The sequence below is a fragment of the Sphingomonas sp. FG14 genome, from assembly GCF_057809675.1.
Map to the genome: position 1 here is coordinate 1 of NZ_JBMDKK010000017.1, position 14976 is coordinate 14976.

Here is a 14976-nt window from a genome sequence, read left to right on the forward strand (position 1 = left end):
GCATTGGTGACGTCGACGAAATCCTTCTCGATCGCCAGCTTCGGATCATAGACCAAAGGCGTCTCTGCATCGTCGCTGTCGGGTGGGCTCTCGGTGCTGTCGGCCGTCGCGGTATTGACGAACACGCCCTCGCCATTGCCCTTCGCGTCAAGCTCGGCCTGGGTGACGGTGTGCGTCGCCGAATAGGTCCAGATCTCATCGATCTCGAGCAGATTGTCGCCGTCGTCGAACGCCGAGGGCTGGACGGGAATGATCCGCTGGATGCTGTTCGCGTCCGCCGCCGGATCGGTCACCGTCACACCGGTCAGCGTGATGTTGCCGGTATTGGCGACGGTGATGTGATAGTTGACGACATCGCCGGCCTTGTCCGCCTTGTCGCTCTTGCTCTGATCGGCATTGGTGACGTCGACGAAATCCTTCTCGATCGCCAGCTTCGGATCATAGACCAGAAGTGCTTCAGCGGAATCGCTGCCCTGCACTTCGAACGTCTTGTAGAAGGCGCTGCCCGTCGCGGTGTTGTCGATATCGCCGTCGCCGCCGCCCCGGCTGTCGAGCTCGGCCTGGGTGACGAGATGGGTCGCCGAGTAGATCCAGGTCTCACCCACCTCGAGCACGCCCGCGACGCCGCCGTCTCCGCTGACATAGGTGATGCTGCCGGCATCCGCATTGGGATCGGTCACGGTCACGTTGGTCAGCGGCACATTGCCGGCATTGGCCACGGAGATCAGATAGTTGATCACGTCGCCGGCGCTGTCCGCCTTGCCGTCCACGGTGCCGCCGGTGATCGAGTCAACAGCCTTGTCGACCGTGATCGCCTTGATGATCGGCATGTTGCCGACCTGGACGACATAGGCCTGTTCGGCGGAATAGGTGACGGAATGATCGCCGGTCGCGTCGCCGGTGGTCAGCAGCCAGTCGCCCTCCTGCGCCGGCGTCAGCGCCTCGCGGATGACGATGGTCGCGGCGGTTTCGCCGACCGGAAGTCCATAGAAATGGAAGACGCCGCCGGCGCCTGTCACCGTGGAGACTTCACCGGCGTCGAGCTGGTTGTTGCCGTTGGCGTCGATATAGACCGTGAAACCGGCAACGCCCTGTTCGTTCGCGTCCTTGACCCCGTCGCCGTCGAGATCGGCGAACTTGATGCCATCGATGCTGGCGACATCCTGGGTGCGCCATTCCTCGAAGCCGCCATCCTCATCCGGATTGGGGCCGAACTGGCTGACGAAGGTGACATAGGTCGCGGCCGGATCGCCACTGAACGCGCTGACCGGGATGTAAAAGGCATAGTCGTCGGTGCCGCCGCCGGTGCTGTCGTCGGATAGCAGCACGCGGCGATCCTCGCCGGCATCGAGATCGAAGACCGTGGTGAACACGCCGGGCGCGCTGAAGCCGTTATTATAGTCGGCCAGGCTCGCCTCACGCGAGGCGGTATAGATGCGCAACTGCTCCAGCGCGACCTGCCGGTTGACGTTGTTGGGCTCGTTCACGTCCAGCCGGAATTCATAATAGGCGATGCCGCCGCGATAGATGATCGGGATTTCGGACAGCGTCAGCGACTCGGTCTGCGAGCTGCCGACGTCGAGAGGATTGCCGTTCTCGTCCGAATTATAGCCGATCGAGGACGGGCCGTTCGAATCCTGGTGCAGGAAGGGCTCGTAGATGCCCGATCCGGACGTGACACGCTCCGCCGTCGTCAGATGGTGGACGATCAGGCCGCCGATGGTCTGCTCGACATAGCCGGTTGCGTCGTAAGTTGTCGCCATGACATCCTCCTGGATTACGCTGGATCTTCAGCCCGGTTCGTTGCCGGGCGAGATGCGACTCGCGATTAACGCGATTTTAATCCAATTGACGACGAAGATATGCAGATTATTTACTGATGTATCAGTATGGGACCATAAAAATCCATATGGTATTACTTCCGATATTCGAAAGTATATCTTGATCGATGGCGACATATATCTTTGGTTATTCTACAATCGAATATCCGCCCGGAAATCGCAAAATCACGCCCCATAGTCATTTGTTAACCATTACGGATGCATCTTCCTCACGCGGCCGGAACGATCGCCGCTCAGGACGGTAGAGGCGGGATGGGACAGCTCAGAAATCGTTTCTACGCCAAGAGCGTGGCGATCGTCGGCCAGCTTCAGGCCAATATCCGGGGCGTTGTGCTGATCTGGGTCGCGGTGGTGAGCGCGCTGTGCGGGCTCAGGCTCGGCGCGCCACTGACCGCGCTGCCGCCGGGCGGCGGGGCGTTCGCCAGCACGCTCCCCTATTTCCTCGTCATCGCCGCGCCCATCGTGTCGCTGTTCCTGGCGCTGCACTGGTTTCCGCGCGGCGCACTGCTCGCCCAGCCGCAAATCCGGCTGGCGCGCCTCGGTGCGTGGCGGACGGTCGATTGCGTCACCCAGCGCAACCTGCCGCTGTTCGGCGCGGCCGGGCTGATGGCCTCGCTGCTGATCGGCATGCTGCTCAACATCCCGATCCGCACCATCGAATTCCTGACCGCGATGCCCGCGCCGGGCGGCTCCGCGCCGGGCTGGCTGACCGAGCTCTATATGCTGATGCTCGCGGATGTCGTGGTGCTCACCAGCCTCTACGCCGTCGCCTTCGTCATGGCGCTGCGCCACGTCCCCTGGTTCCCGCGCTTCCTGGTTCTGGTCTGGGCGTTCGACCTGCTCGCCCAGTCGTCGATCGCGACGCTGATGGCGGGCGTGCCCCATGTGCCGCCGGCGGTCGCCACCGCGCTGCAGGGCCTGCTCGACGGCAACAGCAAGAAGGCCCTGATCAGCATCGCGATCTGGCTGCCCTATCTGCTCTTCTCGCGCCGCGTGAACCTGACCTATCGGAGCCGGGTGCCGGGCTGATCGGGGATCCCGGCCCGGCTCATGACCACGGCGATCATGAAGGCCGTCATCGCCATGGGATAGGGATGGAAGAGCGCGCCTTCGTAGAGCGAATAGACAAGCAATCCCGTGACGACGAGCAATGGAGTCAGTGCCGTGGCCTGGGCCGCGCGCGCCGCCGCGACCAGCCGGGCGAGCAAAGCCGCGACGAGCGCCAGCGATAGCAACGTCCCGATCACCCCCCATTGAAACAGAAGCTGCAGGACGATGTTGTGGGGATGATTGAAGATGCCCCCGCTTTCGGGCACCTGCCGCCTGAACTGGCCCTCGCCATGGCCGAACCATGGCCGCTTGGCGATTTCACGCAATGTGCCGCGCCACAATGCCGGCCGGCCGCTGCTCGCCACATCCGCGCCCGCGCGCACGGCCAGGGTGGACGAGAATATGCGCGCGACGCCATAGTCGGGGCTCGGCGCCGGCAACGGCCAGACGAGCGCCATGCCGCCCAGCAACGAAGCACACAGACCGGCAAGGACAGGGGTACGCCTGATCTCCGGCAGGATGAGAAGACCGATGGGAACCGCCGCCACGATCGCCAGCAACGAACTTCGCGTGCCCGACCAGAAGCTCAACGCGCACAGGATGGCGGAAACCGCCAGCGCACCCCAGCGCATCGCGCCATCGCGCCCGGCCACGAAGACGCCGAGCGCGACCAGCGCGCCGACCGCGGAATAGAAGCCGAGCTGCCGCACATTGCTCGCGGCGATCCTGAAAAAGAACCATTCCCGATCGCCGATATCCGGCGACCGCGCGACATAGACCGCGATGATCGCCACAAAGGCGACCAGGCCGGCAAGAATCCACCATTGGCGTGTCCCCGCTTCGGACGCGGCGCCATCCTTCAGCAGCGCGAGAACGGCCAGGCCGAAAAGGATGTGGAGAAAAGCGATATAGGTCCCGAACAGCGCCGCCGGAACGTCGGCCGCGAACATCGCGGATCCGGCCGCGACACCGGCCAACGCCATCAGGAGAAGGCGCACCGGCGTGCTGAGCGCGGACAGCACCGCGACAAGCCCGACCTTCCCGAAACCCGCGAGCAGGATCACCGCCATCTCGACCGCGAGCACCGGCAGCGAATAGCGGTTCACCGGCCCCAGCAGCGACGGCGCGCAGGCCATCGCAGCCCAGCTCGACAGTGCGAACAATGGCGGCGTGGCCGCGACCATCAGCCAGGCCGTGGCGGCCAGCACGCGGCCCGATGAAGATCCCCCGATCATGCGCTCTCCCCCGAGTGCGAACCGGCCAAGCCTCTGCTATTATGCGCGCCGGGGCAAGCGCACGGCTTTGGGGGGACGATGCGGATCTCTGACTTGAGGAACGGATTGCGCGCCGACCTGCCGGCGATCCTGCTCTGTTTGGCCTATGTGCTGGTCCTGGCCGGCATATTCCGCGCGAACGGGTTGCCGTTCGTCGATGCCAGCTCGATCCTCGCCAATATCGCGCTTTATGGCGCCGCCATCTTCATCATGCTTGCCGGACTGTTCCTGTGGTCGCTGGCGCGCGCACGCCCGGACTCGCCCTTTCGCTTCGCCTCCGCCTTCGCCCGTGAAATGCGGCTGCTCGAACGGCTCGTACCTGCATTGCCCGTCTTCCTGGCATTCGCCGTCTTCATGCCGAGCTTCTCGGCGGCGAAGAGCGCGATCCCCTATTTCAGCCCCTATCGGTTCGATCCGCTCTTCACCCGGATGGACATCTGGATCCATGGCCAGGATGCGTGGCGGCTGCTGCAACCGCTGTTCGGCCATCCGGTCATCAGTTTCCTGATCAACGGCGCCTATCACCTCTGGGTGCTGCTGCTCTACATGGGCCTGCCACTGATCTATGGGTGGCTCGGCAATCCGGTGGTGCGGCTGCAATTCCTGATCAGCCACGCGCTATGCTGGATCGTCCTGGGCACGATCATGGCGACCTGGCTCGCCTCTGTCGGCCCCTGCTTTGTCGAGACCTTTTTCGGCGATCCGCATTTCCGCCCGCTGATGGATTATCTCCACCGCGCGGACAGCATCCATCCGTTGATGGCGCTCGACGTGCAGCAGACGCTGATCGACTGGAAACGGGCGGGCACGCCGGGCCTTGGACGCGGCATTTCCGCGATGCCCTCCATGCATGTCTCGATCGCCTGCCTCTTCACGCTTGTCGCGTTCCGGCATTCGCGCGTCATCGGGCTGGCCGCCGCCGCCTTCCTGATCCTGATCCTGATCGGCTCGGTTCACCTTGGTTATCACTATGCTGTCGATGGCTATATGTCTCTGCTCGCCACACCGCCGCTATGGATAATGGGCGGGCTCGTCGCGCGCTGGTGGGCGAAACGAATCCAACTCCTGGACAAATCGAATCATGACAAGATCGCAACGATCTGACTTTGCTTGCGCTGATGATTCGCGATTCCAAGTTATTCTTGGGATCGACATCCACGATTCATAACTAAAGCTATAGACGATTTCACATGATTCATCGCTATTGTTACGAAGTTCGCGATAGATTTGGATATAGTATTTGCGAATGCGGATCTATATCGAAAGTTATAGTATCGCGAATCGGGCACTTCACAAGCACTTCTTGCGGCCGGAGCGATTATGGTTAACAAAATCCTCTCACAACCCATTGTTAAAAAAAGGTAAAATATACTGATTGACTTGGATTGGGATTGGGGTCCTCCTTTTCCCGCAGCTCTCCGGAGCCTTCGGTCATGCAGTCGCCAGAAAGGCGTCGCTGGTGTCGCGGAGGTTCGATGGCCCCGGGACAGCTATGCGACAAAGGACCGGGAATGGTCCCGGTAGCAGTGGGGTAAAGACTATGACCATGATCAAGAAACTCTGGAATGACGACAGCGGCGCGTCCGCTGCGGAATATGCGCTGATCCTCGCGATCGTTGGCGTCGGCATCGCCGGTGCCGCTCTGGCCCTTCAGGGCGCGATCAAGGGCGCGATCAGCGGCGCCGCAGATACCATCAACAACAGCACTTCAGGTAGCTGATGGGATTCGCCCGTCTCCCAAGCGACGGGAGACGGGCGGCTTTCCATCGACCGGGCATAGACACTCCGGGGGGAGGAGGTTCCTTTGCCACAGAGACGATCATTGATCGTGTTGGCGCTGGCAGCGATGCTGGGGCTTGCAGCCGTATTCGTCGCGAATGCCTTTCTGGGCGGCGTCCAGGAAAAGCAGGAAGCGGCGGTGCAGGGCACCGTGAAGATCCTGGTGGCGAGCGTACCGCTCGAATATGGATCGGAGATCACGGCGGAAAAGGTGCGCCTGGTCGACTGGCCCCGCGCCTCGCTTCCACAGGGCGCCTTCAATTCGCTGCCGCAGCTCCTGCCGATGGGCAAGCCGCGCGTCGCGCTGCGCCCGATCGCGGTCAATGAGCCGCTACTGGCTTCCAAATTATCGGGCGAAGGCGGCCGCGCAGCCATTTCGGCGGTCTTGCGCCCCGATATGCGCGCCATCGCGGTGCGCGTGAACGATGTCGCCGGCGTTGCCGGTTTCGTGCTGCCGGGCGATGTCGTCGATATCCTTATCACACGCACCACCGGTGGTGGTGGCGACGGCGCGGCCGCCGCGCAACAGATCACCGACGTGCTGCTCCAGAAGATCCGCGTCATCGCGATCGATCAGGACGCCAATGACGGCAAGAGCGATCCGCGCGTGGGCAAGACGGCGACACTGGAGGTCAGCCAGGTCGATGCCCAGAAGCTCGCGCTCGCCCAACAGGTCGGATCGCTCAGCATGGCCCTGCGCAACGCGACGGATCAGACCAATCCCGTGGTGCAGACCGTGGGCCTGGAGGATCTTCGCGACGGCGCCTATGGCGGCGGCTTCACCAGCGCCGGGCCCGCCTACACACCGCAATACTCGCCTCCCCCCGCCTGGCAACCGGTCGTCCGGCGTCCAAAACCGACGCCGAAGACCACATCGACGGTCGAGGTCGTTCGCGGCCTGACCGGCAGCAATTACGAGGTGGGCCGTCATGCGGGCAACTAGACTCTTTCGCCTCGCCACGCCGCTGCTTTGCGCGACGGGTTTCGCGGTTGTGGGAACCGCCGCCGTGGCGCAACCGGTCCGCGCAATCGGGGAGGATGACGGCCGACATGCCGGGCAACTCGACGTGCCCGTCAACAAAAGCCAGATCCTTCGCGCGGACCGGCCCTTCGCAAAGGCATTGATCGGCAATGCCGAGATCGCCGACGTGCTGCCGCTCACCGGATCGTCGCTCTATGTGCTCGGCAAGAAGGTCGGCACGACCAGCCTGACGCTCTACGACACGCGCAACACGCTGATCGCGGTGATCGACATCGCGGTCGGCCCGGACGTGGTGACGCTGCGCCGACAGCTTTCCGAACTGATGCCGCACGAGAAGATCGGCGCGCGCATCTCCAACGATTCGGTGGTGTTGACGGGCATCGTCTCGAGCGCACCCGCCGTCGAGCGTGCACGCCAGATCGCCGCCACCTATGCCGGCGAAAAAGTGGTCAACATGCTCTCGGTCGGCGCGTCGCAGCAGGTGATGCTGGAGGTGCGCTTCTCCGAGGTGAACAGGCAGGCGAGCAAGCAGATCGGCCTCAACCATTCCTTCCTGGGCAACAAGACCTATGGCAGCATCGGCGATCTCTCCACCAAGTCGACGCTCGCGATCAGCAACTCGATCAAGGACGGCGCACCCAGCCCGATCATCTCGATCGACGGATTGAGCGACGCCTTCGGCGTCGGCACCCTATCCTACACGATCGGCAGCCTCAACCTGTTCTCCGCGCTCGACGCGCTCGAACGCAAGGGCATGGTCAAGACGCTGGCCGAACCGACATTGATCGCATTGTCCGGCGAAACCGCCTCCTTCCTGGCCGGCGGCGAATTCCCGATCCCCGTGCTCCAGGGCGGCGGTGGAGGCGGCGGATCGGGCGGCGGCGGCAACAACGGCATCACCGTCGAGTTCAAGCCGTTCGGCGTCAGCCTGGGCTTCACGCCGACCGTGCTGGACGACGGCGTCATCAACCTGGTCGTGACACCGGAAGTCAGTTCGATCGACCCGTCCGCCTCGGTCACCATCAACGGACTGGTGGTGCCCGGCCTGCTCACGCGGCGGGCGAAGACCACGGTCGAGTTGCGCGACGGCCAGTCCTTCGCGATCGCCGGCCTGCTACGCAACGATTTCCAGGATACGGTGCGCCAGCTTCCGCTGCTCGGCTCGATCCCGATCCTGGGCGCATTGTTCCGCTCGACCGGTTTCCAGAAGCAGGAAACCGAGCTCGTCATCATCGTCACGCCCCGCCTCGTTCAGCCAATGGCGGCCGGGGAGGCGCGCCTGCCCACCGAACGGGTCGGCAATCCCCACGAGCTCGATCTGTTCATGATGGGGCGCACCGACAAGGCCGTTGGCATCAATCCGCTCGATCCCAACGCGCCACCGCCGGAAAAACCGGCAAAATCCGCCGATCCCAAGACCGGCTTTTCGGGACCCACCGGCCATGACCAATAGGATGCGCATCGTTTTCGCTGCCGCGCTGCCGCTGGCGGCGGCGCTGACAGGCTGCACGCCCAACGACGTCACCATGGGCGGCGCGGTCCGCCACAACATGGCGTTGCAGACGATCGATCCCGATCCCGTGGCCCGAACCGAGCTGATGGAAGGCGGATCGGGCGAGCGCGCGGCCGCCGCCGTCAAGCGATATCAGGAAGGCGGCGTCAAGCAGCCGACCGTCACGTCCACGACCAAGGGTTCCGGCGGTTCGGGCTCTGGCCAGGGGCCGAATTGAGGGCCGTGACATGGGCACAAACCGCTTCGGGCTCCTAGCCGGCGATAGCAGGGCGGCCGTCGCGCCGACCGTTGCATTGTCTGCTTTCGCGCTCATCGCGGTCGGTGGCCTGGCCTTCGACTATGCGCGGCTCGTCACCATGGACAGCGAACTCCAGAGCGCGGCCGATCAGGCCGCGCTCGCCGCCGCGAGCCAGCTCGACGGCAAGAGCGGCGCCTGCGCGCGCGCGGCCCAGGCAGCCAGCAGCCTGATCAGCAACGACACGCGCTTCGCCAATGACGATCTGGGCCGGGCGATCAACATCGCCAATGAAAGCGACTGCGACCGGACGGGCGCGATCCGCTTCTACAGCCAGAAGGACAAGCTGGACACCGGCGCGCTGACCGATGCCAATGCCGAATTCGTCCAGGTCACCGTCGGCGGACGCACCGCCTTCTATGCGCTGACGCCGATCGTCGCCGCCTTCTCCTCCGGCCCGATCACGGCCACCGCCTATGCGGGTGTCGGCAGCGCGGTTTGCGGCGCGGTTCCCTTCTTCATCTGCAGTCCGGACGAACCGCTCGACAACGAAGACCCCTATCGCGAAGTCAATATCGCGTCGGGCACCGGCATCGCGATGATCGAGGGCGGCCAGCAATGGGGGCCGGGCAATTTCGGTTTCCTCGATCAGCTTGGCAAGGGCGCGAACGGGGTGAAGGAAGCGTTGTCGAGCAATGCACTCCATGCCGAATGTTCGCAGACCACGAACGTCCACACCGAAACCGGCCAGATGAGCTCGTTCCGGGCATCGTTCAACATGCGCTTCGATTTCGCGCCCAACGGCAACGGCAATGCGACCTGCCCGGAAGGCCCCTGTTCGCCATCGACCAATGTCCGCAAGGATCTGGTGCGCAAGGCGAACACCTGCAGTTGGGAGGAGAATCCCGCCACCGCCGCCAATTTCGCGCAGAAACGATATCGCCCGCAGACCAATGCGGCACTTGACGATACGGTCACGCCCGAAATCATGGGGCATCCGCGCGATATTTGCCACTCAGTCGTCCCCAATGCCTGCACGGCGGGCCGGATCGGCAACGGCGTCTGGGACCGCGCCGCCTATTTCAGATCGAATCATCCGGGGCTCGACTGGCAGAACACGACAGGCCTGGGGCCTTCGGTGACGCGATATGGCGTCTATCTGTGGGAAGCGGCGCAGGAGGCGGCATCCCCCAACACCACGCTCGCGACGCGCGTCACCACCGGCGACGCGACATTGGCGGCATATAGCACGCCACAGGCGGGCCGGTGCCTGTTCCCAGGCGTCGCGCCCAGCGCCAGCGGCGCCGATCGCCGCCGCGTGACCGCCGCCACGGTCAATTGCCGGCTGGCCGCCAGAACCACGGGGCTCAACGGCAGCAAGACGATCCCCGTCGCCGGCTTCGTCGACGTCTTCCTGGTCGAACCAAGCTTCGACCGCAAGAAATGCAGCAGCGGATCGGGTTGCAACACCGCGATCACCAGCGCGAACGATGTCTATATCGAGATCATCGGCGCCTCTGGCAGTGGAGAGGGCGGCGGCAGCGGGCAGATCACCCGGCGCGACGTGCCGTATCTGATCGAATGATGGCGCTGCGCACCCTTGCCCGCGCGCGCGGCGGAACGGCGGCGGTCGAAATGGCGCTGGTGACGCCGATCATGTTGGCGTTGATGTTCGGCGCGTTCGAGCTCGGCAATTATTTCTATAACAATCACATCGCGGTGAAGGCGGTGCGAGACGGCGCGCGCTACGCATCGCGTCGCGGCTTCGCCGACTACACCTGTCCGTCCACGGTTTCGTCGAACGCGATCACCGCGACCCGCAATGTCACGCTGACCGGACAGGCGGCCGCAGGCACGCCGCGCCTTCCCTATTGGAACAATCCGGCCACGATCACCGTCAGCCTGTCCTGCACGGACAATAGTGCGCATACCTATTCGGGCGTCTATTATGGCAAGGCGTCGGTTCCTGTCGTTCATGTGAGCGCCGCATTCCCATATCGTTCGCTTCTCTCCTCGCTTGGCTTCGATACGACCGGACTGGTCGTCCGCGCCGAATCCGAGGTGCCGGTGATGGGCGTATGAGACAGCCCCTTCCCCGCTTCCTTCCTTCGCGCAGTGAACGCGGCGCCACCGCCGCCGAATTCGCGATGGTGCTGCCGATTCTCATCCTCTTCCTGTTCGGCATCATCGATATCGGACGTTTCATGTGGACATGGAACCAGGCCGAAAAGGCGACGCAGATGGGCGTCCGCATGGCCGTGGTGACCGAAATGGTGCCCGGCGGCCTGTACACGGCGGATTTCAGCCCGACGCTTGGTCAGGGCGTTCCCGTTCCTGTGGCGAACTTTCCTGGCGTGACCTGTTCCAAGCCGAGCAGTTCGGTCAGTTGCACATATTCGCCGGCCTGCACCGGCAGTTGCCCGGTGTTGACGCCCGTCAACAGCACGGCGTTCAACGGCGTGGTCACCCGGATGCACCGCTTCCTGCCGGCGATCACCGCCAACAAGGTCAAGATCGAATATGCGAATTCGGGCCTGGGCTATGCGGGCGACCCCAATGGGCCGGATGTCGCCCCCTTCGTGACCGTCCGCCTGTCAGGCATCCAGTTTCAACCAATTCTGCTGACCCTGTTCGGCGGCAGCATTACACTCCCCGACCGTCTGGCCACGCTGACGCTGGAAGATGGGGCCGGCTATGTATCGAATTGAGGACAAGAACAGTGGGCGTTGTGAACAAAGGTGAGATCCGCAAGCGCAACTGGGCCGTGCGCAGGGAGGACGGTAGCGTTCAGGTGATCCTGTCGCCCGCCGAGATCACGGCGGCCGAGATGGCGGCCGGCGAGATCGCGGGTTTCGGCGTCACGATGAACATGCTCCCGGCGAGCGCGCCGATCCCCGACGAGATCGTCGAGCGCGGCCAGGTGCTTGTGGTGGAGGTCGAGCCGGGCGCCGATGCGTCGCTCAACCGGTTGGCCGCCCTGCGCGCGGCGCATGCCCGGCTGCCGATCGTCGCCGCGGTGCGCAACGCATCGATCCCGGTCGTGCGCGCCCTGCTGCAATCGGGTGTCAACGACGTGCTCGCCCTGCCGCTGACCGGCGCGGAATTGCGGGCCGCGCTCGAACGCATTCGCGCGGTCGTCGATGCCGCGCATCAGGACGGCGGGGCCGACGGCAATATCGTCTCGGTCGTGAAAAGCGTCGGCGGCGTCGGGGCCACCATGCTCGCCACCCAGGCGGCCAGCCTCCAGGCCAACCGAAGGCAGGGCGAAACCTGCCTGTTCGATTTCGACCTGCAGTTCGGCAACGCCGCGACCTATCTCGGCGTACAACCCCAATTGGGGCTCGCGGACCTGCTCGAAGCCGGCGCGCGCGTCGATGGAGACCTGTTGCGCTCGGTGATGGCGCGAACGCCGACGGGGCTCAATCTCGTCGCCGCACCGCCCGAGATCATGCCGCTGGAATCGGTGAGCGCCGATCAGATCTTCGATGTCGTCGATCTTGCCACACGCAACTATCGCATGGTGTTCGCGGATCTGCCCGGCAACTGGACCAACTGGTCGCTCTCGCTGATGGCGCGCTCCGACGTTATCCTGCTGGTGGTCGAGCTGACGATCGCCAGCCTCCGCCAGGCGCAGCGCCAGCTCGCCCTGCTCCGCAACCAGGGCGTGGTCGACGGCCGGCTCCAGATCGTCGTCAATCGCGTGCAGAAGAAGCTCTTCCGCACCATCGACCTCGCCGATGCGGAACGGGCGCTCAATCATCCCGTCGCGTTCAGCATCACCAATGATTTTCCGCTGGTCAGCACCGCGCTCGATCAGGGTGTCCTGCTCGACGACATCAAGCCGAAGAACCGGATCTCGCGCGACATCGGCGACATCCTCGATGCCTGCCAGGCACTCATCCAGCAGGGAGCGGACTAGGCCATGTGGCAGATCAAGAAGCCCGGCCCGCTTCAGGATCTCGTGACCGATCCCGACCGCGTGTCGCGGATCGAGGGCGCCGCGCCGCCCTCCGCCGGCCCGTTCGACAACGAACGCCATATCGATCTGAAGGTCGAGTTGCACAAACGCCTGCTCGACCTGATCAATCTCTCCGCGCTCGACGGCATGTCCCGCGAACAGGTGGAAGCCGAGGTCGGAGAGATCGTTCATGAGCAGCTCGCGCTTCAGAAGCACGCGCTCAACCACAAGGAACGCAAGCACCTCGTCGCCGACGTGCTCGACGAACTGCTCGGACTCGGCCCGCTCGAACCGCTGCTCAAGGATCAGAGCATCACCGACATCCTCGTGAACGGCCACAATATCGTGTTCGTCGAGCGCGGCGGCCGGCTTGAGGAAACCTCGGTCCGCTTCAAGGACGAGAAGCACCTGTTGCGGATCATCCAGAAGATCGTTGCCGCGGTCGGGCGCCGGGTCGACGAATCCTCGCCGTTCGTCGATGCGCGGCTGGCCGACGGATCGCGCGTCAATGCCGTGGTGCCGCCGCTGGCGGTCGACGGATCGCTGCTGTCGATCCGCAAGTTCGCGCGCATCCCGATCGACATGGCGAAGCTTGCCGAGTTCGGCAGCGTGCCGGCGGAGATCGCGGAAGTCCTGAAGGCCATCGTCGCGGCCCGGCGCAACGTGCTGATCTCCGGCGGCACCGGCTCGGGCAAGACGACGCTGCTCAACGCCATGTCCGCCTATATCGACGCGCATGAGCGGATCGTGACGATCGAGGACTCGGCGGAACTGCAATTGCAGCAGCGCCATGTCGCGCGGCTGGAAACGCGGCCCGCCAATATCGAGGGGCGCGGCGAAATCAACCAGCGCGATCTGGTGAAGAACGCGCTGCGCATGCGCCCGGATCGCATCATCGTCGGCGAGGTCCGCGCCGGCGAGGCGTTCGACATGTTGCAGGCGATGAACACCGGCCATGACGGATCGATGACCACCGTCCACGCCAACACGCCGCGCGATGCGCTGTCGCGCGTCGAACAGATGATCGGCATGAGCGGCATCGAAATTCCGCCACGTTCGGCGCGCGGGCAGATCGCGTCGGCACTCAACGTGATCATCCAGATCGGGCGACTGGGCGATGGCCGGCGACGCCTGCTCAGCCTGTCCGAACTGACTGGCATGGAAGGCGATGTGATCTCGATGCAGGAGATCTTCCGCTTCAAGCTCATGGGCCGGGGCGAGGACGGGCAGGTGCTCGGCCGCTTCGAGGCGACGGGCATCAGGCCCAAATTCATGAACGAGCTGGCCGATCGCGGCATCCACCTTCCGGTCGAACTGTTCCGGCCTGACGTGGTGATCGGCACATGACGCTCACCGCGCTCCGGATCCTCGCGCTGATCCTGATCTTCGCGGCGACCTTGCTGGTGGTGGAGGGCGTGCTGAGCTGGCTGCGCAGCCGCGCCGGCACCGAACGCACGGTCAACAAACGGCTCGCGATGATCGCGAGCGGGTTCGACCGGTCGGAAATCCTGAACAAGCTGCGCCGCGACCAGTCCGACACATTCGCCATTCCCGGCACCTTCGGCATGGTCCTGCGCCAGATCGAACGCACCTTGCACGGCGCCGGCCTCGCGATACCGGCACGGCGGCTGCTGGCGATGATGATCGGTGCGGTCGTCCTGCTGTTCGTCATGATCGCGGTTCTCGCGGGCCTGGCGGGTCATGGCATGACGCCTGGCACCGTCCTCATGATCGCGACCTTCTCCGTGGCAACCGGCTTCGGTGTGCCGCTGATGATCCTGTCGCGCATCAGCGACCGGCGGCGGCGGCGCATCGAGGAGCAGTTCCCGACCGCGCTCGACGTGTTCGTGCGCGGCCTGCGCGCGGGGCATCCGATCGCCGCGGCGCTGGATCTGCTCACCGTCGAGATGCCCGATCCCATCGGCAGCGAGTTCGGCATTGTCGTCGATGAAGTCACCTACGGCGCGGATCTGCGCGACGCGCTGCAGAACATGGCGGACCGGTGGAACATGCGCGACATGCACATGTTCGTCGTCTGCCTGGCCGTGCAGAGCGAAACCGGCGGCAATCTGGCGGAGATCCTGGAAAATCTGTCGCGCGTGATCCGCGAGCGCGCGAGCATGCTGATGAAGGTGCGCGCGCTGAGCTCGGAAGGCCGGATGACGGCCGTGATCCTGACCAGCCTGCCGGTTCTCGCCTTTGTCGGCCTGTTCCTGCTCAATCCCGGCTTCTATCTGGACGTCGCGGCCGATCCCGCCTTCATCATCGGCTTCGGCGGACTGATCCTGCTCTACGCGATCGGCTTCTACTCGATCCGCCGCATGATCGATCTCAAGGTCTGACG

Annotated in this window: 14 protein-coding genes; 12 read left to right on the top strand and 2 right to left on the bottom strand. The window is 64.3% G+C overall.

Going from position 1 to position 14976, the window contains the following annotated elements; genetic code table 11:
• Positions 1-1763: DUF7507 domain-containing protein (locus tag ACODTA_RS25305; protein WP_489069905.1), on the bottom strand; the 1763-nt coding region annotated here is incomplete at its 3' end.
• Positions 1764-2093: 330 nt separating this feature from the next.
• On the opposite strand from ACODTA_RS25305, the gene ACODTA_RS25310 reads away from it, so the two are divergent.
• Positions 2094-2870 carry a DUF2569 domain-containing protein gene (locus ACODTA_RS25310; protein ID WP_489069907.1) on the top strand — a complete coding sequence of 259 codons (777 nt, stop codon included), beginning with the start codon at positions 2094-2096 and terminating at the stop codon, positions 2868-2870.
• Here ACODTA_RS25310 and ACODTA_RS25315 read toward each other — a convergent pair.
• On the bottom strand, positions 2846-4126 hold the full coding sequence (locus tag ACODTA_RS25315; RefSeq protein WP_489069909.1) for an O-antigen ligase family protein: 1281 nt from the start codon (positions 4124-4126) through the stop codon (positions 2846-2848). The two genes, ACODTA_RS25310 and ACODTA_RS25315, sit on opposite strands and share 25 nt — an antisense overlap.
• 78 nt (positions 4127-4204) lie before the next feature.
• On the opposite strand from ACODTA_RS25315, the gene ACODTA_RS25320 reads away from it, so the two are divergent.
• The 11 genes from ACODTA_RS25320 (at position 4205) to ACODTA_RS25370 (ending at position 14974) form a co-directional block, all read left to right on the top strand.
• Positions 4205-5269: a phosphatase PAP2 family protein gene (locus tag ACODTA_RS25320; RefSeq protein ID WP_489069911.1), complete on the top strand. Its 1065-nt coding sequence runs from the start codon at positions 4205-4207 to the stop codon at positions 5267-5269.
• Positions 5270-5705: 436 nt separating this feature from the next.
• Complete coding sequence (locus ACODTA_RS25325) at positions 5706-5885, top strand: Flp family type IVb pilin (RefSeq protein ID WP_489069913.1); 180 nt, start codon at positions 5706-5708, stop codon at positions 5883-5885.
• Between the two features lie 108 nt (positions 5886-5993).
• Positions 5994-6887 (top strand): Flp pilus assembly protein CpaB, encoded by an 894-nt coding sequence (cpaB, locus tag ACODTA_RS25330; protein WP_489070012.1) that lies wholly within the window; start codon positions 5994-5996, stop codon positions 6885-6887.
• Positions 6874-8379 carry a type II and III secretion system protein family protein gene (locus tag ACODTA_RS25335; RefSeq protein WP_489069915.1) on the top strand — a complete coding sequence of 502 codons (1506 nt, stop codon included), beginning with the start codon at positions 6874-6876 and terminating at the stop codon, positions 8377-8379. Before cpaB ends, ACODTA_RS25335 begins: the two co-directional genes overlap by 14 nt.
• On the top strand, positions 8369-8656 hold the full coding sequence (locus ACODTA_RS25340; RefSeq protein ID WP_489069917.1) for a hypothetical protein: 288 nt from the start codon (positions 8369-8371) through the stop codon (positions 8654-8656). The genes ACODTA_RS25335 and ACODTA_RS25340 overlap by 11 nt, the downstream gene beginning before the upstream one ends.
• A 10-nt stretch (positions 8657-8666) precedes the next feature.
• Positions 8667-10259: a pilus assembly protein TadG-related protein gene (locus ACODTA_RS25345; RefSeq protein WP_489069919.1), complete on the top strand. Its 1593-nt coding sequence runs from the start codon at positions 8667-8669 to the stop codon at positions 10257-10259.
• The gene (locus tag ACODTA_RS25350; RefSeq protein ID WP_489069921.1) at positions 10259-10756 is read left to right on the top strand and encodes a TadE/TadG family type IV pilus assembly protein; all 498 of its coding nucleotides are present in this window, start codon (positions 10259-10261) and stop codon (positions 10754-10756) included. The genes ACODTA_RS25345 and ACODTA_RS25350 overlap by 1 nt, the downstream gene beginning before the upstream one ends.
• Positions 10753-11382, top strand: a complete 630-nt coding sequence (locus ACODTA_RS25355) for a TadE/TadG family type IV pilus assembly protein (RefSeq protein WP_489069923.1) — start codon at positions 10753-10755, stop codon at positions 11380-11382. Before ACODTA_RS25350 ends, ACODTA_RS25355 begins: the two co-directional genes overlap by 4 nt.
• An 11-nt stretch (positions 11383-11393) precedes the next feature.
• Complete coding sequence (locus ACODTA_RS25360) at positions 11394-12593, top strand: CpaE/TadZ family protein (protein ID WP_489069925.1); 1200 nt, start codon at positions 11394-11396, stop codon at positions 12591-12593.
• 3 nt (positions 12594-12596) lie between these two features.
• The gene (locus ACODTA_RS25365; protein ID WP_489069927.1) at positions 12597-13979 is read left to right on the top strand and encodes a TadA family conjugal transfer-associated ATPase; all 1383 of its coding nucleotides are present in this window, start codon (positions 12597-12599) and stop codon (positions 13977-13979) included.
• On the top strand, positions 13976-14974 hold the full coding sequence (locus ACODTA_RS25370; RefSeq protein ID WP_489069929.1) for a type II secretion system F family protein: 999 nt from the start codon (positions 13976-13978) through the stop codon (positions 14972-14974). Before ACODTA_RS25365 ends, ACODTA_RS25370 begins: the two co-directional genes overlap by 4 nt.
• The last annotated feature ends 2 nt before the right edge of the window (positions 14975-14976 follow it).